General features: G+C 72.3%; 17 protein-coding genes and 2 pseudogenes. 2 read left to right on the top strand and 17 right to left on the bottom strand.

From position 1 onward, the window contains the following. Position 1: 1 nt before the first annotated feature. Genes catA through ACIHCL_RS13885 form a run of 3 tightly spaced genes read right to left on the bottom strand, consistent with a single transcriptional unit; the run spans position 2 to position 2,886 of the window. Positions 2–859, bottom strand: coding sequence for a catechol 1,2-dioxygenase (gene catA, locus ACIHCL_RS13895; RefSeq protein ID WP_399861055.1), 858 nt, complete (start codon positions 857–859; stop codon positions 2–4). Between the two features lie 27 nt (positions 860–886). Then, the gene (locus ACIHCL_RS13890; RefSeq protein ID WP_399861053.1) at positions 887–1,990 is read right to left on the bottom strand and encodes a mandelate racemase/muconate lactonizing enzyme family protein; all 1,104 of its coding nucleotides are present in this window, start codon (positions 1,988–1,990) and stop codon (positions 887–889) included. Continuing rightward, positions 1,987–2,886: a LysR substrate-binding domain-containing protein gene (locus tag ACIHCL_RS13885; RefSeq protein WP_399861050.1), complete on the bottom strand. Its 900-nt coding sequence runs from the start codon at positions 2,884–2,886 to the stop codon at positions 1,987–1,989. The genes ACIHCL_RS13890 and ACIHCL_RS13885 overlap by 4 nt, the downstream gene beginning before the upstream one ends. Positions 2,887–3,400: 514 nt before the next feature. Here ACIHCL_RS13885 and ACIHCL_RS13880 point away from each other — a divergent pair. Then, positions 3,401–4,519 (top strand): CapA family protein, encoded by a 1,119-nt coding sequence (locus tag ACIHCL_RS13880; protein ID WP_399861234.1) that lies wholly within the window; start codon positions 3,401–3,403, stop codon positions 4,517–4,519. Positions 4,520–5,067: 548 nt separating this feature from the next. On the opposite strand, the gene ACIHCL_RS13875 is transcribed toward ACIHCL_RS13880, so the two are convergent. The 4 genes and pseudogenes from ACIHCL_RS13875 to ACIHCL_RS13860 all read right to left on the bottom strand — a co-directional run bounded on the left by ACIHCL_RS13875 (position 5,068) and on the right by ACIHCL_RS13860 (position 8,750). Further along, on the bottom strand, positions 5,068–6,201 hold the full coding sequence (locus ACIHCL_RS13875) for a site-2 protease family protein (RefSeq protein ID WP_399861047.1): 1,134 nt from the start codon (positions 6,199–6,201) through the stop codon (positions 5,068–5,070). Positions 6,202–6,409: 208 nt separating this feature from the next. Then, positions 6,410–6,886: an Hsp20/alpha crystallin family protein gene (locus ACIHCL_RS13870; RefSeq protein WP_399861045.1), complete on the bottom strand. Its 477-nt coding sequence runs from the start codon at positions 6,884–6,886 to the stop codon at positions 6,410–6,412. A 462-nt stretch (positions 6,887–7,348) separates the two neighbouring features. Beyond that, on the bottom strand, positions 7,349–7,654 hold the full coding sequence (locus ACIHCL_RS13865; protein ID WP_399861042.1) for a GNAT family N-acetyltransferase: 306 nt from the start codon (positions 7,652–7,654) through the stop codon (positions 7,349–7,351). Positions 7,655–7,748: 94 nt separating this feature from the next. Further along, positions 7,749–8,750 (bottom strand): annotated as a pseudogene (locus ACIHCL_RS13860) (pirin family protein). An 88-nt stretch (positions 8,751–8,838) separates the two neighbouring features. Here ACIHCL_RS13860 and ACIHCL_RS13855 point away from each other — a divergent pair. Then, the gene (locus ACIHCL_RS13855; protein WP_399861040.1) at positions 8,839–9,339 is read left to right on the top strand and encodes a carboxymuconolactone decarboxylase family protein; all 501 of its coding nucleotides are present in this window, start codon (positions 8,839–8,841) and stop codon (positions 9,337–9,339) included. Between the two features lie 283 nt (positions 9,340–9,622). On the opposite strand, the gene ACIHCL_RS13850 is transcribed toward ACIHCL_RS13855, so the two are convergent. The 10 genes and pseudogenes from ACIHCL_RS13850 to ACIHCL_RS13805 all read right to left on the bottom strand — a co-directional run bounded on the left by ACIHCL_RS13850 (position 9,623) and on the right by ACIHCL_RS13805 (position 17,619). After that, positions 9,623–10,402, bottom strand: a complete 780-nt coding sequence (locus ACIHCL_RS13850; RefSeq protein ID WP_399861231.1) for an NADase-type glycan-binding domain-containing protein — start codon at positions 10,400–10,402, stop codon at positions 9,623–9,625. 318 nt (positions 10,403–10,720) lie between these two features. Further along, positions 10,721–10,783: pseudogene (locus ACIHCL_RS13845) on the bottom strand (zinc ribbon domain-containing protein); the annotation flags it as partial. Positions 10,784–10,787: 4 nt separating this feature from the next. Continuing rightward, entirely contained in the window at positions 10,788–11,351 is a 564-nt protein-coding gene (locus ACIHCL_RS13840) for a phage tail protein (protein WP_399861038.1), read from the bottom strand. Continuing rightward, positions 11,348–13,303 (bottom strand): putative baseplate assembly protein, encoded by a 1,956-nt coding sequence (locus ACIHCL_RS13835; RefSeq protein WP_399861035.1) that lies wholly within the window; start codon positions 13,301–13,303, stop codon positions 11,348–11,350. The genes ACIHCL_RS13840 and ACIHCL_RS13835 overlap by 4 nt, the downstream gene beginning before the upstream one ends. Beyond that, positions 13,303–13,725, bottom strand: a complete 423-nt coding sequence (locus ACIHCL_RS13830) for a GPW/gp25 family protein (protein WP_399861031.1) — start codon at positions 13,723–13,725, stop codon at positions 13,303–13,305. Before ACIHCL_RS13830 ends, ACIHCL_RS13835 begins: the two co-directional genes overlap by 1 nt. Further along, the gene (locus ACIHCL_RS13825; RefSeq protein ID WP_399861029.1) at positions 13,722–14,039 is read right to left on the bottom strand and encodes a PAAR domain-containing protein; all 318 of its coding nucleotides are present in this window, start codon (positions 14,037–14,039) and stop codon (positions 13,722–13,724) included. Before ACIHCL_RS13825 ends, ACIHCL_RS13830 begins: the two co-directional genes overlap by 4 nt. 60 nt (positions 14,040–14,099) lie before the next feature. Then, positions 14,100–15,866, bottom strand: coding sequence for a VgrG-related protein (locus ACIHCL_RS13820; protein ID WP_399861026.1), 1,767 nt, complete (start codon positions 15,864–15,866; stop codon positions 14,100–14,102). Next, a complete protein-coding gene (locus ACIHCL_RS13815; RefSeq protein ID WP_399861024.1) occupies positions 15,863–16,585 on the bottom strand; it encodes a peptidase M23 in 723 nt (240 codons plus the stop codon). The genes ACIHCL_RS13820 and ACIHCL_RS13815 overlap by 4 nt, the downstream gene beginning before the upstream one ends. A gap of 67 nt (positions 16,586–16,652) precedes the next feature. Then, positions 16,653–17,078 (bottom strand): phage tail protein, encoded by a 426-nt coding sequence (locus tag ACIHCL_RS13810; protein ID WP_399861022.1) that lies wholly within the window; start codon positions 17,076–17,078, stop codon positions 16,653–16,655. A gap of 52 nt (positions 17,079–17,130) precedes the next feature. Next, on the bottom strand, positions 17,131–17,619 hold the full coding sequence (locus ACIHCL_RS13805) for a hypothetical protein (RefSeq protein WP_399861020.1): 489 nt from the start codon (positions 17,617–17,619) through the stop codon (positions 17,131–17,133). Positions 17,620–18,667: the final 1,048 nt, after the last annotated feature.

Genomic DNA, 18,667 nt, shown 5'->3' with positions numbered 1-18,667 from the left:
ATCACGCCTTGTCGAGAGTGAAGTCGTAGGTGACCTCGCGCCCCGTGCCGTCGGCGACGGGGGTGGGGTCGAGGATCAGCTCGGGCTTGACCGCGGAGGCGATGTCGTCGGTGACGTACTCGCCACCCCGGAAGTAGAGCTGGGTGGTGATGAGCTGGTGCCCGGGCGCGGAGACCTTGAGGTGCAGGTGGGCAGGGCGCCAGGGGTGCCAGCCGGCCGCCTGGATGAGGCCGCCGCAGGCGCCGTCGGTCGGGATCTGGTACGGCGCGGGCTGAATCGTGTGGATCTTGAAGTGGCCCGTCTCGTCGACGATCACGGTTCCCCGCAGGTTCCACTGGGGCAGGTTCGGAGCGAACTGGGAGTAGTAGCCCTCACTGTCGGCCTGCCAGATCTCCACCGCGGCGTTCGGCAGCGGAGTGCCGTCCACGCCGGTGACCTGGCCCTGGAAGAGCAGCGGGGTCCCCGCCTCGCCGTCCCGCATCGGCAGGGTCGCCTCGGCCGGCAGCGCGGGCGCGTCCGGCACGTAGTACGGGCCCTCGATGGTGCCCTTGGTTCCCTCACGGTTCTCGTTGGCGACCTCCTCGACGACGTGCTCGAGCCACACGTCCAGGAAGAGCGGCCACTCGCCGTCCTCGCCGACCCGGATGAGCCACGCCTTCAGGGCGTCGTACTCGGCGTAGGTCACCTTGTGGCGACGGATGATGTCGTGGGCGGCGGCGAGCAGTTCGGTGACTGCGGCGTCGACGCGCCCGGCGTCGACCGCAGCCGCTTCCTGGCGCTGCTTGTTGCGGAACTGCTCGGTGGCGGCGGCTCCGGAGGCGGCGGCGGCCGGGGCCTGCTCGGTGATGATGTCGGTCATGATCGGTCCCGTCTTCTGAGAGTTGAGTCAGCGGTCCTGGCGGTAGCGCGCCAGCTTTTCGGGGTCGATGTCGATGCCGAGTCCGGCACCCTCGCGCACGCGCAGGGTGCCGGACTCGATGGTCAGCGGCTCGGTGAGGAGGTCGTCCGTCATGTCGAGGAAGTTGGACAGTTCGCCGGCGTGGTGCGAACTGGAGCGGTGGGCGGCGCCAAAGGCGACCGAGCACAACGTGCCGATCTGGCCGTCGATCTGATTGCCCATCACCATTTCGACTCCCAGTCCCTCGCACTCGTGCAGGACGCGCTGGGAGGCGGAGAAGCCGGTGCGGGCGGTCTTGATGCTGATGGCGGTGGCGGATCCGCCGAGGATTTCCCGGGTCACCTCGCCCGTGCGGGTGGCGCTCTCGTCGGCGATGAACAGCACCGGGCTCTGCGCCACCAGCCAGCGGCGGCCCAGCACGTCGTCGGCGGGGCAGAGTTCCTCGGCGAAGGTCAGCCCGAGGTCGGCCATCTCCCGCAGGGCGCGGGCCGACTCGGACACCGTCCAGCCGCGGTTGCCGTCGATGTAGAGCTCGACGTCCGGGCCGAGGGCCTCGCGCAGGGCCCGGCAGGCGGCGACGTCGTCGCGGTAGGGGCGGCGTCCGACCTTCACCTTGAACGTGGTGATGCCGTAGACCGACCGGATGCGTTCGGCCTCGGCGACCATCTTCCGGGCCGGTGCGAAGCCGACCATGTGGCTGACCCGCATGCGGTCGGTGTAGCCGCCGAGCAGTCCGGAGACCGGCAGGCCGGCGGCCTGGCCGAGGATGTCCCACAGCGCCATGTCGATGGCGGCCTTGGCGGTCGGGTTGCCGACGGTCCGGTCGAGGCGCTCGCGCACCGTCTCGCGCTCCAGGGCCGTCAGCCCGAGGATCTGCGGAGTGAAGATCTTCTCGATCACCGCGACGATCGATTCCTGTGTCTCACCGTAGGTGTACGGTCGCGGCGGTGCCTCGGCGGTGCCGACCAGTCCCTCGTCGGTGTGCACCCGGACCAGGACGTGGTCGGCGGTGTGCACCTCGCCGCTCGCGAACTTCAGCGGCTTCGCGTAGGGGATGGCGAAGGGGATGGTCTCCACCCGGACGATCTTCATGCCGTTCCTTCAAGAAACATGTCGTTCTGCTCCAGCACCTTGAGGAAGTTGTGCAGCAGAGGGGATTCGTCCTCCTCGCGCCACGCCAGAGCCAGGGGGATGGACAGGGCGTCCTCGATGTCCCTGCACACCACGCCCTCGCGCGGTGCGGAGCGGATCGAGTCGGGCAGGACGGCGATGCCGAGCCCGGCGGCGACCAGCGCCAGTGCGGCGGAGGTCTCGGTGACCTCGTAGGCGCGGTGCGGATAGAACCCTGCGGCCAGACAGCTGTGCACGACGGCGTCGTTGACGACGGAGCCGAGCGTGGCGCCGTACATCACGAAGTCCTCGTGCCGGAGCTGCTCGACCCGGACGGTATCCGTCTCGGCCAGCCGGTGGCGTTCGGGGACGGCGACGACCAGGGACTCGTCGGCCATGGAGCGGTGGGCGATGCCCTCCTGGCGGACCGGCGGCCTGAGGACGCCGATGTCGAGGCGGCGCTCGATCAACCCGGCCTCCTGAGCGGGCGTGAGCATCTCGGTGTGCACCTCCAATATCACTTGAGGCATCTCGCGCTTCACCAGCCGTGCGAGAGCGGGCAGTTGTCGGTACGAAGCGGAGCCGGTCAGGCCGATCCGCAGCACCCCCTCCGCCCCCGAGGCGAAGCGCCCCACCCGCGCGACCGCCTCGTCGACGGCCTTGAGGATGCGCTCCGCGTCGGTGAGGAAGACCTCGCCGGCTCCGGTCAGGGAGACCTGCCGGGTCGTCCGGCGCAGCAGTTCCACACCCAGTTCCGTCTCCAGCCGGCGGATCGCCTGGGAGAGCGGAGGTTGGGCCATGTGCAGGTGTTCCGCGGCTTTGCCGAAATGACGTGTCTCGGCGACGGCCACGAAATACCGGAGATGCCTGAGCTCCATCGGGCAGCCCCTTTCTTGTCTCCGGGGCCCTCGAATACGCCTCAGCGTAGGAGTGACTCCCATACGGCACAAATACCTGGTTGCAGGCTATTGAGATGTTTGGGATATCAATAGCCTGTGGCGTTGTCCCGGGGGCTGGGGAACGGCCGCAAACGCTCTCCTGCCGTACCTCGCTCCGATCGGTTTCACGGACGGGCGGATGCGCCCCCGCCGGTCGGCGAGGGCGGCGGCCGGGAAGAGTGACGGGTCGCGGGCACCGCGCGTGCGACGGGCGCGACGAACCGGCCGGAGCGCGCCCGTACGCGCAGGCGTGGGCGGGATCGGCAGGCCGGACGTGGTCCCCGTGGATCACGCTGCCCCGTTCCTCGCGGCAGGCGTGGCCGGTGCCGTCCGGTGCGAAGCGGCGCAGGGCGGTGAACCGGGCCGCACCCGGGCAGCCGCACGGCACCCCCCGTGGTGCGGACTCTTCGCGCACCGTCCGCGACGGTCTTAGATTGGGAGGGTGCACGAGGGCATGGTCACCCTGTTCCTCGGCGGGGACGTGATGCTCGGCCGGGGTATCGATCAGATTCTCCCGCACCCCGGCGATCCGGCGTTGCGGGAGACGTACGTCCATGACGCCCGGGCCTATGTCGGCCTGGCCGAGGCGGCGAACGGGCCGATTCCCCGGCCGGTCGACTTCCGCTGGCCATGGGGCGAGGCGCTGCCGGTCCTGGACGACGCGGCGCCCGACGTGCGGGTGGTCAATCTGGAGACCGCCGTCACCGGTGACGGGGACTTCGCGCCCGGCAAGGAGGTCCACTACCGGATGAGCCCGGCCAACCTGCCCTGCCTGGCCGCCGTCCGCCCGGACGTCTGCACGCTGGCCAACAACCATGTGCTCGACTTCGGCCCGCGCGGTCTCCGGGAGACGCTCGACGCCCTGGCGGAGGCGGGCCTGCGGACGGCGGGCGCGGGCCGGGACGCGGTGCGAGCGAGGCAGCCGGCGAGCGTCCCCCTGCGCACCGGCGGGCGGGTGCTGGTCTTCTCCTTCGGGATGCCGTCCAGCGGGACCCCCGTGGGCTGGGCCGCCACCGGGCAGCGGGCCGGAGCCGACGTCGTCGCGAAGCCATCGGTGGCAGCCGCGGCGGCGTTCGCCGACCGTCTGCGGCAGGTGAGGCGACCGGGGGACATCACGGTCGCCTCGGTCCACTGGGGCCCCAACTGGGGCTACGACGTCTCCCGCTCCGAGGTCCGCTTCGCCCACGCACTCCTCGACGCGGGCGTGGACGTCGTGCACGGACATTCCTCGCACCACCCGCGCCCGCTGGAGGTGTACAAGGGCAGGCTCGTCCTGTACGGCTGCGGCGACCTCATCGACGACTACGAGGGCATCGGCGGATACGAGAGATACCGGGACGATCTGCGGGTGCTGTACCTGGTGTCGGTGGAGGCGGACACCGGCCGACTGGTCGACGTGCGGATGGTGCCCCTGCAGGCGCGCAGGATGCGACTCGACCGCACCTCGCCGGAGGACACCGCATGGCTGCGCGCCGTCCTGGACCGACACAGCCGGGCGTTCGGCACCCGAGTCGACGGCGGGCGCGACGGCACGCTCACCCTCCGGACCCCGCGCGCCGCGCAGAGCACCTGACGTGGTGACGGTACCGGCTTCTTTGGACCGTGGCTTCTTCAGCGGGCCACACCGCGAGATCCGGCCCGGTTCCGAGGGCCTGCCCCGGTATGAACGGCGTGGACCGTTCCGGTGACCGCCTGCCGGTCCGCTCCCCGCAGCCTGTCCCGTTCGTGGTCGGCCTGCCGCGACCGATGGGGGATCAGGCCCTGTCGGCTCGACGCCTCCGGGCTCGGGCTGCCGAGGGGCACTCCTTCGCGGCGCCGGGGACGCGTCGCTCTCGCGCGGCGGGCCCGGCGCACGGACCCGAGCGGCGACCATGGTGCCGAAGACCAGCAGCCGGACCGCGGCGGCCACCCAGGCTTCCCGTCGCCCAGCGTGATCAGCCACGACGCACCGCTCATATCTCTCTCCCCGCCCACCGGGTGCCGGGCAGGCCGAGCCGATCTCGTCGTACCGGTGGATGACGTCGCGAACGGTGTCCTCGTCGGTCCGGGCCCGCTGCGCGAGCACCGGCACCCGGTTCCCGCCCGGCCGAGGTCGATGCCCCTGACTCCGCGATCGGCTGCTCAGCGTCTCGGTGCGGCGTGCATCAGCCAGTTCACCGTGCGGCTGACGTCGGACAGCGAGAGGATTCCGACCAGTCTGCCCTGGTCCACGACCAGGACACGGTGCTCGGCGCCGGGCTCCATGCGGGGCAGCAGATCCGCGAGAGGGGTGTCCGGATCCACCACGGTGGTGCGCGGCAGCGGAACCATCACGTCGCCGACCGTCACCGTGCCGCTCTTCCCGGGCGGCACCTGCCTGGCGGAGTTCACTGTCACGAGCCCGACCGGCGCGCCGTTCGCACCGGTCACGGGGAAGGCGGAGTGCCGGTAACGGTAGCGCTGGTCGGCCAGCAGGTCCGCGACCGCCAGGGCCACGGGCACCGTGAGCGGTTCTCTCGTCATGACGTCACGCACCGGGACGCCCGCGAGCAGGCCGCGCAGTTGGGCCTGCTTGCCCTCCGCCGTGGCGGCCGCGATGAGAAACCAGCCGATCAGGGCCAGCCAGAGCCCTCCGAACCCGCCGCCTCTCATGAACGCCACGAGCCCCAGGGCGACGAGCAGCCAACCGAGGACACGGCCTGCCGTGGTGGCGCCGACCGTCGCCCGCAGCCGGTCTCCCGTGCGCCACCACAGGAAGGCGCGCAGCAGCCGACCGCCGTCGAGCGGGGCGGCGGGAAGGGCGTTGAAGACGGCGAGCAGCAGATTGATGCCCGCAAGCCATGCCACCACCTCGATCAGAAGGCCGGGCGCGGGCACCTGAGCGAGCAGCCAGTCCGCCAGGACGAAGAAGCCGGCCAGCAGGAGGCTGACCAGTGGGCCGACACCCGCGATACGCAGTTCCGCCGCCGGGTTCGACGCCTCCGACTTCAAGCGGGCCACCCCGCCCAGCAGCCACAGCACGATGTCGTCGACGGCCACCCCGTTGCGCCGCGCCACCACGGCATGGGCCAGCTCGTGGGCGAGGAGTGAGGCCAGGAAGACCACGGCGGCCCCGAGCCCCGCGACCCAGTACACCACCGGGGCTTCCCCCGGATATGTCCGGGGGAAGCGGCCCTGCGCGAGGCCGAACGCGATGATCAAGAAGATGAACAGCACGCTCCAGTGGACCCCGATCCGGACCCCTGCGATCCGCCCCAGACTCAAGGTCGCCCGCACGACGTCTCTCCTTGCTCGACGTGTCTCCCGGGATCCGCCCGCGGCTCGCGCGGCACCGTCGCTCCCGTGCTCGATCGCTCTCGCACGCGAACCCGCGTTCCACGCTCACAGCGGGTCGGGCAACGTGCGACGCGGCGCGCCATCGCAGGGTCGTCCCCTGGCCCGTGCGGGGAGGCGCTCGGTTCGCGGGCTGAGCGACCGGGCGCCGTCAGGATTCCGTGATCGCTATGTGCCGGGGCTTGACGGTCTGCGCCTTGGGCACGGTAACGGTCAGCACGCCGTCGCTGAGGGTGGCACTGATGTCGTCCGACCTGACCTCGGACGGCAGGAGCGCGTGGTAATCGAAACGCCCGCTCCGCCGGGTGCTGCGGCGCAGTACCCCTTCGCGCTCACGCTCCTTGAGATCCCCCGTGATGCGCAGTTCCCGGCCGCTGATCTCGATGTCGATGTCGTCCCGCTGGACGCCTGGGAGTTCCGCCTCGATGACGTAGGCGTCATCGGTGTCCCGCATGTCCGCCGCGGGGGACCACGCGAGTGCGGCCGGTGTGGCGGCAGCGGATCCCAGCAGTTGGTTCATCCGCTCGAACAGTTCGTCGAACTCTGCGGCGATCGGCTCGTTCCACCCCAGGCCGGGGAAAGACCTCTCGAGCAGGCTGCCGGGCCGGTGTCGTGCAGGCAGCGTCATCGCGGTTCACCTCCGCGGAGTAAGGCTTTCAGGTCACTATCCATGGTGCGCGTCCCGCCGGAATCAGGCGACCGCGTCACGACGGAAGCCACGCCACGGGGACTGCCCCGACGGCGGCCCCGAGACCGGCCCGGCCGGCTTCCGAGGGGGCCCGGAGGGAATCCCGTCGATCGGCCGGTCGTCGCGAGGGTCCGTCGGCGTGGTCCAGTGCCAACCGTCGAGCAGCCGCAGCCGGGCCCACGCGGACGGGCGGCCGGACTTCTCGGCCCTTCGGCGACAGCGTCTCCGGCACCGCCCACTGCCTGCCGGCCGGATTTCCACGTGCCCCGAACCGAGGTCATCCCTGACGGGGTCCGACGTCGACTCGGTGAGCCCGGCGCGGTGAACGTCGGCAGCCTTGCCGAGCAGTCGACCGGGTGCGGCGTGGTGCCGGTCGGGCCGCATCGCCGGCGTGCGGTCGTCTCAGAGGCCGAACCGGGCGCGGTGGGAGGCGGGCACCAGGTCGGCGTACTCGGGGTGCTTGCTGATCCAGCCGCGGATGAAGGGGCAGTACGGCAGTACCGCGAGACCCTGTTCGCGCACCGCGTCCAGCGCGGCCCGCGCCAGTCGGCTGCCCAGTCCGCGCCCCTCGAACGCGGGGTCGATCTCGGTGTGGATGAACGCGATCTCGCGGCCGGAGAGGTGGTACTCGGCGAAGCCGGCGAGCTCTCCGCCGTCGTGGATCTCGAACCGGGACTTCTCGGTGTTGTCGCTGACGGGCTGCTCCATGGTTCCTCCTACGGGCGCGGCTGATCACCATGGTGATGATCGTCAGGCGCGTGCGCCAACGAAGATTGGCGTTGAAAAATAAACGATTGCGCTGTTAGTCGCGGTGCGGGACCGGGGGATTGCCGCGCGGAGTGAGGGTGGCCGCGGGCAGGATCGGTGCCGGGAGGCGATCCCCGGGGTAGCCCGTGACGCTGCCGAAGCGGGCGGAGGCGTTCTGCCATTCCTCGCGGGCCTCGACGATGTCCTGGTGGTTGCGGCCGATGAAGTTCCACCACATGACGATCTGTTCGTCGAAGGGTGTGCCGCCGAGCAGAATCGTCCGTGCCGCGGTGTCGGTGACGTTGGTGAGGGTCAGCGTGCTGGTTCCGGGGGCGAGGTAGCCCAGTTCGGCCGGGCGCAGCAGGGTGCCGGTCATTCGGACGTCCCCCTGGTCGACGAGGAGGCCGTGCTCGAACGCGGGGTCGACGGCAAGGGTGATGGTCGCGTGCGGCCGGAGTGTGAGTTCGGCGCCGAGCAGTGGGGTGAAGGTGGGGACGGGGGAGGTGTCGCCGGCGAGGGAGCCGAGGAAGACCCGGGCCTCGCCGCCGTCCAGGGGGACGGGGCGCGGCACGTGGTGGCGGAAGTCGCGGGCGGTGTGCCGGTGCTGCTCGGGCAGCGCCACCCAGAGTTGGACGCCATGCAGGATCGAGGTCGCGGGGGTCGACACCTCCGAGTGGCTGATGCCGTGTCCGCCGGTCATGAGGTTCACCTCGCCCGGCCGGACGAAGGCGTGCGCGCCGAGGCTGTCCCGGTGTTCGATCTCGCCGGTGAACAGCCAGCTCACGGTCTGCAGTCCGGTGTGGGGGTGTGGGGCGACATCCATCCCGCCGGTCTCGGCGACGTCGTCGGGTCCGTAGTGGTCGGCGAAGCATCAGGCGCCGATCAGTGTCCGGGTCCGCTGCGGCAGCGTGCGCCGTACCGTCATCGCCCGTGGTCCGCCCAGCGGCACGTCCCCTGCGGGCAGGACCTCCACCCGCGGCTCCTGTGGCCGGCCTTGACCGTGCGTCGCGGTGTCGGTGTGGGGCTCGACGGGATCGTTCTCGGTGGTGCTTACGATGTACTCTCCCCGCCCCCTAAGTGGTTCTGGATTCAACTATCATGTCACGGCGAAGAGCCGTCCGACAGTGTTCTCCAGAGGAGCTCCCATGAGTGAGGCGACAACCGAAGTGACCGCGGCCCCGGCACCTCGGAGGGTGTTCATCGACAAGCGGAGCCCCCAGGCCTACCGAGCGTTGCGCGCGACCGCGGAATCGGTCCGTGCGGGTGCGGCGGACGCCGGGCTGGACCGCACACTCGTGGAACTGGTCAACCTGCGGGTCTCCCAGATCAACGGCTGCGCCTACTGCCTCCACGTGCACACCGGGGCCGCCCTGCGGGCCGGCGACACCGCGCAGCGGCTCGGCGCGCTCCCGGCATGGCGCGACACCGAGGTGTTCACCCCGCAGGAACGCGCGGCGCTCGCCCTGGCGGAGGCGACGACCGACCCGGCCGACGCAGCCCTCCAGGAGGACGCCTACAGCGAGGCCCGACGGGTGCTGACGGACGAGCAGATCTCCGCGGTGATCTGGGTGGCCATCACCATCAACGCCTTCAACCGCGTGTCCATCCTGAGCAAGCACCCGGTGCGCCCGATTCCGGTGCGGTGACACGGCGGGCGCCGCCCGATACCCGGGCGCTCGGCCAGGAACCTCGTCCGCGCCCCGCCTTCCTCCCCACGTCGACCGCGTTCGCCTCGGCCGCGCGCTCGAAGTGGTCGCCCGGCCGCGAGACGTGCGGGCCCCGCCCCCTCGTCCGTCCCCGCCACGGCTCCCCGGCGTTGCCGGATCACGTGCACGAGCCCGTGGGCGAGGCAAGACCCGTCCATCGCCCGGGAAGGCCGTGCGGAACGGAGCGGCGCCGCCCCGGCTTGCTCCCGAGCGGCGCTCCGCCTCAGGTGCGCTGGAAGAACTCGACCTCCCTGACCGCGATGGGCCGGCCCTCGCCCTGGCCCGACATGGCCCGCAGCACGAGCCGGACGGAGACGACATCGCTGATGCCGGTCCGTATCGTCTTCGGGCGCGGCTTGTCGGTGAAGGTCACCTCCTCTTCATGGACCTCGCCGTCCGCCGTGGTGACGATCAGATCGACCCGAGTGGGCCTGGCCCCCTGCCGGAACTCCTGGGGTTCCTCCGACACACCGGTGTGCACCATGACGCCGACCAGCCGGAACGGTTTGTCGAAGACACACGTCAGGGACGAGCCGAGCGCGGGCGCCCCCCAGTACGTGTTGGTCACTCCGTCGATGGCCGCGGACGCCGGATGGCCAGGAACCTGAGAGCTCGCGGTGGCCTTCGCCGGGCTGATCTCCGCCGTTCCACCGAGCTTGTCCCGCACGTCCTCGAAGAGGTACCGCCCGGCCGGCAGCAGCAGGAAGCCCACGCACAGCACCCCCACGACGGCCAGCACCAGCACGGTGCCCCGCAGGGCCCGGCCCGATCCGCCCCGCACCCGGCGGCGGAACGGCCACACCGTGCGCCACCAGGGCAGCGGCTTCGGCTGCTCCCGGGCGTGCAGCGGTGCGGCGCAGCGCCGGCAGAACCGGCGTCCCGGAAGGTTCGGGGTGCCGCACGCCGGACATGGCGGCCCGTCGGGGTCTTCTTCCGCCGCCACCGGCCTGACGGCGGGGCGCCGGGCGATCGGCTCGGCCGGCTGCACCGCGAGGACGGGCATCTCCTCCTCCGCCGATGGTTCCGGAGGGACAGGGGCGGACCGTACCGGCCGCGGGGGCGGTTCCGGCGCCGCTGCGGGCACCGCGGGGGGCGGTCCGGCAGGCTCCGGTGCGCGCGACCGCGTGGGTTCCACCGGTGGCCCGGGGCGCGGGGAGGGCGGGGCCCCGGGCGCGGGGCCCGCGGTCTGCGGGCCGACACCGGTCTCGGGAACGGCTGGAGCCGGGCTCATCGGCTCGGCTGCCGGTTCCGCCGGACCGGCGGGCTCCGCGCCGGCGGGAGGGTTCCGTGGCGGCCGGGAGGACCAGCCCAGATAGGAACCGCAGTTCCCACAGAATTCGTCGCCCTCGCGGTTGGCCGCACCGCACGCCGGACACGAGCGCATCGCGTCAGTCTCCCGTCTCTTGTGGCGGGCCCGGCAGGATCTCCACCCGGCACGTGAGGTGTACGGGGCACAACGCCGCGACGACGTCCAGGACGCGGCTGGCGTCCACCGTGCCGCCGTGCGGAGACCAGACCCGCACCAGTAGTTCCCCGGTCGGCGCCGCAGGCAACGCGGTTCCCGGCTCCGCCGACCACGCGACGCCTCCGCCGTCCCGGATGTCGGCGTGGACGCCGAAGCAGAGCCGGAGTTGTTCGACCAGGCCCCGACGGGTGCCGCGTCGGCGGTGCAGCTCGACGGCGCGGGCGACGACGGCCCGCCGCCGCTCCAAGGGAAGCGCCGGATCGAGATCGGCGCCCACCCAGGACGCCAGCCAGGGCAGGAAGTCGGCCGGGGCGAGTGCCGGATCGAAGTAGGCGGGAAGGTTGTCCAGGGTGGACAGGACAGGGGCCAGCACGGTGTCCAGACCCGCGGTGAACCGCTGGGCCAGGTCGTCGTCCGCGTACAGCGCGGGCAGCAGCCCGCCGATCGGGTAGCGGCTGGCGAGCCCCGGTACCGCGGCTCTGGTCATGAGCCGTCACCGTGCCCGCCCGCGGTGACCACGACCTGGTGCTGGTGCGAGAAGACCAGGGCACCCGCGGCGACGTCGATCCGCTCCTGCGCCGCCCCGCGCCGGCCGGTGATCGGGTCCGCCGGAAACAGCCGCACCTCCTCCACCAGCCCCACCCCTCGCACGTTCTGGAGCACCGCGAAGACCTCGCCGTACTGCACCGGTCTGCCGAACGGCCACCCCGCACCCTCCGCCCCGCCCCGCAGGGGGTCGATGTGGCGGAAGAGTGCCGCGAGCGCCTCCGCACGGACCCGGTCCACGTCCCCACCGGACGCCACCAGCCTGGCGACCACGGTGACGCCCTGGTACGCGGGCGGTTCCACCACCAGCCGGGTCCCGACCAGCCGCCGTTCGTCGAGCCGCGCCGCGACCGCCGAGAGCAGCGAGTCCGACGGGATGAGCTGTTCGAACCGCAGGTGCCCGCCCTCGTCGGGGACCGCGTCGGGGACCACCAGGACCCGCACCGCACCGCCCTCGCCCGCGGGCAGGCACCGCACCCTGCGCAGGGAGGGAGCGGCCTCGCGGGCGATGGCCTCGTGGTCCGCGGACGTGACGGCCCGCTCCTGCACCCGGAGGATGTTGGGTCCCCGGACCTTCGCGTTCTCCACCGTCTCACCGTCGACCCCGCCCCGGGCCGCCTCACGATTGTTCACGCTCGCCACGTACGGCACCGAACTGCGCAGCACATTGATGGCGCCCCGGGCGACGTTCCCGGCCGCACCACCGCCCGTCCGGTAGCGGGGGACCCACAGCTGCGCGCCCTTCTCGGGCACGGCGCCGCAGGCGCGCATCGTCCCGTCGGGCTCGCGCACCTCGGGTGGGAACGCGAACTCGCCGGTGACGGCGTCGATCCGCACATGGCGGTCGTCCGGCAGGGAGGCGCCGAAGTGCTCCACGGCGGTCCACACCTGCCACCCCTCCGTGGAGGACACCTGGACCACCGGCGGCTCCCCGTCCAGCAGCAGCGGTGCCCTGTTCACGGAGAACCGTTGACCGGCGACGCCCTCGGAGACGCCGAGCGGAACGTCCAGGACGGTTTCCGCGTGCTCCACGTCCGCGGTGCCGCCGACGGTGAACACCTCCGCCTCCCGGATCGTCGGCGACTCGGAGTAGAACGGCTGGCCCGGCTCCGGCGCGGTGACCCGGCAGCGCAGCCACCCCGCCCGGCTCCCCGCGGCCACCGACACGGTGTGCCCGGCGGGGACGAACACGGTGACCTCGCCGGGCCTGTTCAGCCCGCCGGTGCTGTCGGTGCCGGTCCGGCACGTCACCCAGCGGGCACCGTCCCACGCCTCCCACACCAGCGGCGGCTGCCGCGGGTCGACGCCCACGCCCTCCACGCGACTGTCCAGGCGTACGGCGACGATGCACCGCGGGACGGCGGTCGGCAGTCCGAACAGCACGGCGTCGCCCGGCTCCGGCCGGGCCTGGAAACACGGGACGTCCTGGCCCGCACCGAGCGGCGCGGTGCGGTCGGTCTGCTCGCCCGACACCGGCGCGGTGACCAGCCGGACCAGCGAACTCGGCACGATCGAAAGGCTGTCGGGGGTGGAGAACACCACCGCATCCTCGGCCTCGCCGCGCGAGGTGGCGACCTCGGTGCCCGCCGGGAGCAGCACGGTCTCCGCCTGCGGGGCCGACAGCCAGAAGTCGACCTCCGCCCGCGCCGCCGTCGGCGGGAACAGCGTCACGCCCAGCAGGTCGAGGAAGGCCGAGTAGTGCTTGTCCGGCACCCGGTTCAGCCGGTACAGCAGCTGGTCGACCATGTACGCGAACGTCTCGATGAGCGTGACCCCGGGGTCCGAAACATTGTGGTCGGTCCACTTGGGGGTGCGCTGCTGGACGTACCGCTTGGCCTCGTCGACGAGTTGCTGGAAACGCCGGTCGTCCAGGTTGGGCGAGGGCAGGGCCATCAGCGCACCCCCGCTTCCTCGGAGCCCTCGGACGAGGGGATGGTGTAGAAGGGGAAGACGAGGTTGCGCAGGTCGTTCGTGGCGCGCACGGTGTAGTGCACGTCGATGTACAAGGTGCCCTCCTCGACGGCGTCGAACGCGATCACCACGTCGGTCACTTCGATGCGAGGCTCCCAGCGCTCCAGCGCCGCGCGGACCTCGCGCGCGATCCGCCCGGCGGTGGCGCCGTCGCCGGGGGCGAAGACGTAGTCGTGGATGCCGCAGCCGAACTCCGGGCGCATCGGCCGCTCGCCCGGCGCCGTGCCGAGGATCAGCCCGATCGCCTCCTCGATCTCCTGGTCCCGCTCGACCATGCCGATGCCGCCCGTGGGACCGACCCGCAACGGGAACCCCCAGCCGCGTCCGATGAAGCCGCCGCTCACACCGGGCCCCCGATCAGGACGTTCAGCGCGCCGCTGATGATCTGCGCGCCGCAACTGGTGGTGTCCCGCATGCGGGCGGCCGGCAGCCCGCCGATCAGCACCGGGCCGGTGACCGCGGCGGCGGGGTTCGGCAGGATGACGTTCCCGGGCCCGAGCGCGGCGTGCGGGGGGACCACGCACACGTGCAGGCTGCCGGCGACGGCCGCCGGCCGGCCGCCGATCAGCACGGTGGCCACGGCCGCGGCACCCGGGGGCGGGGTGCCGATGAGGCCGCCGTGAACGGTGGAGTCGCCCGTCCGGGCTGCAGGTGGCATGGTCGCTGTTCTCCTTGCTGCGAAAGGGACTTCGGCCGCCGTACGGGCCGTGTCGGGGCGTCAGTTGATCCGGATGAGCTTGGCCTTGAGGACGGCGAGCAGTCCGCCGTCGACGGTGACCCCGGTCCTTCCGTTGACGGTCACCGAGCTCCCCTTCACGTTCACCTCCCCGGTACCGGCGTCGAGCGTGATGCCGGACGCGGAAAGGGTCACGGAGCTCAGCACCCGCGTGCCGCCGGGGGCGAACACCTTCAGCGCGATCTCGTTCCGCCGCTCGTCCAGCGTGACGTCGAGCCGCTTGCCACCGCTGGCCAGCCGGACGCCGGACGGTCCGCGCGGGCTGTCCAGCAGTTCCAGCCGGTGCCCGGAACGGGACACCAGCGAACGGCGGTTGACCCTGCCGCTGGTCGGATCGACCAGCGGCACGTCGTGGGGCGACGGCTTGTCGACCCCGTTGTAGAGGCCGCCCAGCACGTAGGGGCTGTCCAGCAGGCCCTGCTCGAATCCGACCAGCACCTCGTCGTTGACCTCGGGAGTGAACACACCGCCGCCGCCCTGGCCGCCCCACTGCACCGTCCGGACCCAGTCGGACACATAGGTGTCGTCGAGCCAGGGGAACTTCAGCCGGACCCAGCCCCGTTCGTCCCTGCCCTCACGGATGTCGGTGACCACGCCGATCGCGAGGCCCGGCATACGCGGACCGCGCGAGGGCGCGTTCCCGCCACCGGCCAGCCCCGCCAGGGAGCGGTCGGGCGCAGCGCTCACCAGCACGGTCGTGCGGTAGCCGCCGTTCGGCTCCAGGACGTGGTGCGCGGCGGTCGCCGTGTAGCGGCCGGAGAACGCGGGCCCGACGTTGCCGAGCGCCACCGGTTCACCGGCCCGCAGATGGGGGTTCCCCTCGGCGACCGCCTCGATCTCCCCGAAACCGGAGCTCACCGAGGCGGCCAGGGAACCGGCGACGGCCGTGGCCTCGGCCTGGGTCCGGTACGGGGTGTCGGCGACCGTCAGCCGGGTGTTCGACCCGAACGCGCCGGCCGCCCGTGACGGATTCATCCCGGGGGACACCGTGTCGCTGCGCACGGACTGCTCGCGGGCCACCAGCCGCGTCTTGGTCTCGACGTCCCAGCCGCGCACCTCCACGTCGTCCGCCCCGTCCGCACCGGTCAGCACGGCCCGCAGGGCCAGCAGATTGCGCCCGTACTCGAGAACCATCGGGTTCCGGGCGGCGGAGGTGTCGGGCGAGGGCGCCGACGCGGCGGGTTTCGGCCTCACGAACTGCAACAGGCCCTGGTCGTCCACCCGTACGTGCGCGCCGCTCTCGCCCGCGAGGTACTGGAGGAACTCCCAGTCGGAGACGTTGGGCTGGGTGAGCTGCCGGTACGTGACGGGCGCGGCCTCGATCCTTCCACAGGCGAGCCCGGCACCCGCGGCGACCTTGCGGACGATGTCCGCGGTCCTCATATTGCGGTAGGCCACCACCTTCCGCCCGCGCTGCAGCCGGTGGGCCTTGGAGCAGGCCCGGACGACGGTGAACGAACCGGTGGTGTCGCTGTCCAGCTCGATCGCCGTGACCTCACCGCTGAACAGCCGCTCGCGCGCCCGCTCCTGCACGGTGACCACGGAGATGTTCAGCGGGGTGCCGAGGGTGAGCCCGGTGGCGGTGAGCAGCTTGTGGTCGGGATCCCGGTACATCAGCACGGCGGTGTCCGGCAGTCCGACGTTCTCGTCGACCACGCAGCTCACCAACTGGGCCGCCCACGCGGGAGGCAGTTCACCGGGGGCCTCGACGATCGGATCGGCGGCGAAGGAGCGGCCGGGGGCGGTCACCGGCCGCCCTCCGCGGCGGGGGCCTCCAGGCCGGGTACGACCAGCTCCCTGCCCGGGACCAACTGCATCGGGTCGTCGATGTCGTTGGCGTGGGCGATCGTGCGCCACGCGGTGGCGTCGCCGTACTCCCGCCAGGCGAGCAGCGGCAGACTGTCACCGACGACGACCCGGTGGGTGCGCCGTGCCTCCCGCGAGCCCGATGTCGGGTTCTGGCCGGGCGTCTCGCCGCCGGCCTCCTCGATCGAGAGGGAACAGGTGGCGCGCAACGGCTTCCCGTCGACGTCGAAGAGGGTGTACGAGATGGACAGGCTGGACATCACACCGTCGAACGAGGTCGTCCGGGACGTACCCCAGTCGAAGCGCACCCACGGGCTGGCCGGCGTCTTGCGGGCCAGGCTGTCCGGGGTGGGCGCACACGCCAGCATCAGCTGCTCCACCGCCTTCTCCACCGAGTTGTCGTGGGTGGCCGTGGCGTCGAGGAAGACTTCCATGGACAGGGTTCGGGGTCCGCTGCCCACGAACTCGGGCAGCGCGGACTGCTCGGCCATCCGGGACGGTGTCCGCCGCCACTCCGTGCTCTTGTTCAGCGACAGCCGCGCCGGGTTGAACTGCAACGTGAGCTGGGCGATCCTCCCGCCCGGCTTGGCGCCGACCTCCGCCGGCGGCTCCATGATGGTCAGCTGGGCGCGAGCACGACTCGTGCGGGCGGCGGGTGACATCGTGTTCCTCCTTCCGGGACTTCACGTATGACGGGCTGCTGGTGTCCGCGAGCAGTCCGGTGAACGCTCAGGAGGGCTCCAGGCCCTCGTGCGCGATCTCCAGCGTCTCGATCGCCGGCTGGGAACTGGCGGGATCGAAGGAGGGGCCCTGCCAGCGCACCGGCACGATGCCCTGTACCTGCCAGCTGATGATGCGGCTGAGATCGGGGCGGAGCGCGACGATCTCGCCGTCCTTGCGCTCGACCCGCTGGATCGTGTCGTTCAGCCACCGTGCGATCTTGAGCGTGTCGGTGGTCACCGGCCGGGTCAGCGTGATGTTGGTCCAGGTGATCCGCCCCGGCAGGTGCCAGGTGAAGCCGTTGTTGCCGCCCTCGGCGTACTGCTCCAGCTCCACCTCGGCACCCAGGCCCGAGCAGGTGTGGAAGGCACCCAGGTCGTCGCCTCCGATCACCAGCTTGAAGAACACGCTCGTCGCGAAGATGTTGTCCGTCATATGCCTTTCTTCTTCTCTGCCGTTTTCAGTGCGTCGCCGGGCGGGTCCGTCGTCAGCGGCGGCCGTCGTACAAGCGGCCGGTGCGCTCCCGGCCCCGGCGCAGGTCCGCGCGGATCAGCCGACTCACCGGATCGAGCAGACGACGTGCCAGTTCCTCGAGCTCCGCGCCGGTCACCCGGTGCGCGGGCGGAGCCGCCGCATCGGGCGGGACGTCCGGTCCGGTCCGCACCGACGGACCGGCGGGCTTCACCGGCGCAGCCCCGACCGGAACGCCGGTGATCCCGGCTTCGGCCGCCGCGCGCTGAACGGCCTGTGATGCGGCCCCCGGACCGGCCGTTCCGGTGGCTGGACCGGGGGTGGCACGCGGCGGCTGAGGGGCCCGCACCGAAACGGGCGGTGCCCCGCCCGGCATGGCGCCGTCTCCGGGCGCCGGACCGGTGAGCGCGGGTCCGGCGGACTCGGGCACCACCGGCATCGCCATCCGCTGTACGGCCAGGGCGGCCGGTTCCGATCCGGCCCTCGCGGGCGGATGCGGGCGCACCACCGGAACCGGCCGAGCGGCGGACGGCGCGGGTGCCCCGGAGGGGGACGGCGACGCAGGCGGTACGGACGCTCCGGGGGAGGACGGCGACGCGTACGGGAGGGGCGGCGCGGGGTGCGGTGCCGGGGACGGTGGAACGGGGGCGCGTGCGGGGCGGGATTCCCCGTGATCCCGAGCCGACGACGGGTGGGCGTCGAGTCGGGACGGCGTGGTCGGCCCACCACGCGCCGAACGCTGCACGAGCCGCAGGAGGGAGCCGCCGACCGACGGCCCACGATCCGTCCGGCCGGTACCGGCCGGGGGCCTCGCCACGGAGCCGTCCAGTGCGGGCCGAGCGGGAGCACCGGATGTCCTCCGGCCCGACCGTGCCCCGCTCCAAGGAGCCGCGGGTTCGGGCTTTCCGGACACCGAGCGCTGGATCGTCCCGCCGGGCCCCGGCCCTTGGGGTGTGCGTCCCGTGCGCGTCGGCCGTTCGGGCGCCGCTGCCCGGCCGTCGGCGCGGGGCCGGTGAGACGGGGAGGGGGTGGTGGGTTCTGCGTACCGGTGAGGGACCGTCGGCCGCGGTGATGCACCCGATGCCGACCCGTGCTGTCCGGGCGACGCACTCCCACGCCCCGGTGGCGGCACGGCGGACGCCGGTTGCGGTACGTCGCGACGCCACGTGGCTGCCACGACCGGCCGTGCCGTGCCGCCGCCCCTTATTGCCGCCGGGGCCGAGAAGCCCTCGGCCGAGCCGGTGCTGACCTTCAGTGCCCTGCTCGGGAGGAGGGCACGGGACCGCTGGACGGCGGGTGCCTTCCCTCCGGTGCTGCCGGCGGGTTCGTGCGGGCCTGCCGGTGCCCGCTCCGGGGCGACCCTCCGGACACGTACCGGAGCGGTCGGAGCCGAAGGGGCCGAAGGGGCCGAGAAGGCTGAAGGGGGCGAAGAAGTCGACGAGGCCGAACGAGCCGAGGACGCGGCGGGAGAGGATCCGGGAGTGGGTGCGTGCGTGGGCGTACGGGTGTCCGCCGCGCGCTGGACCGCCGCGGGGCCCGGTGCGCCCGAGCCG

It is taken from the genome of Streptomyces sp. NPDC052042 (assembly GCF_044548345.1).
GTDB lineage: Bacteria > Actinomycetota > Actinomycetes > Streptomycetales > Streptomycetaceae > Streptomyces.
The sequence above is the reverse complement of the archived record's forward strand: the minus strand, read 5'-3'. Positions and strand labels throughout refer to the sequence as shown.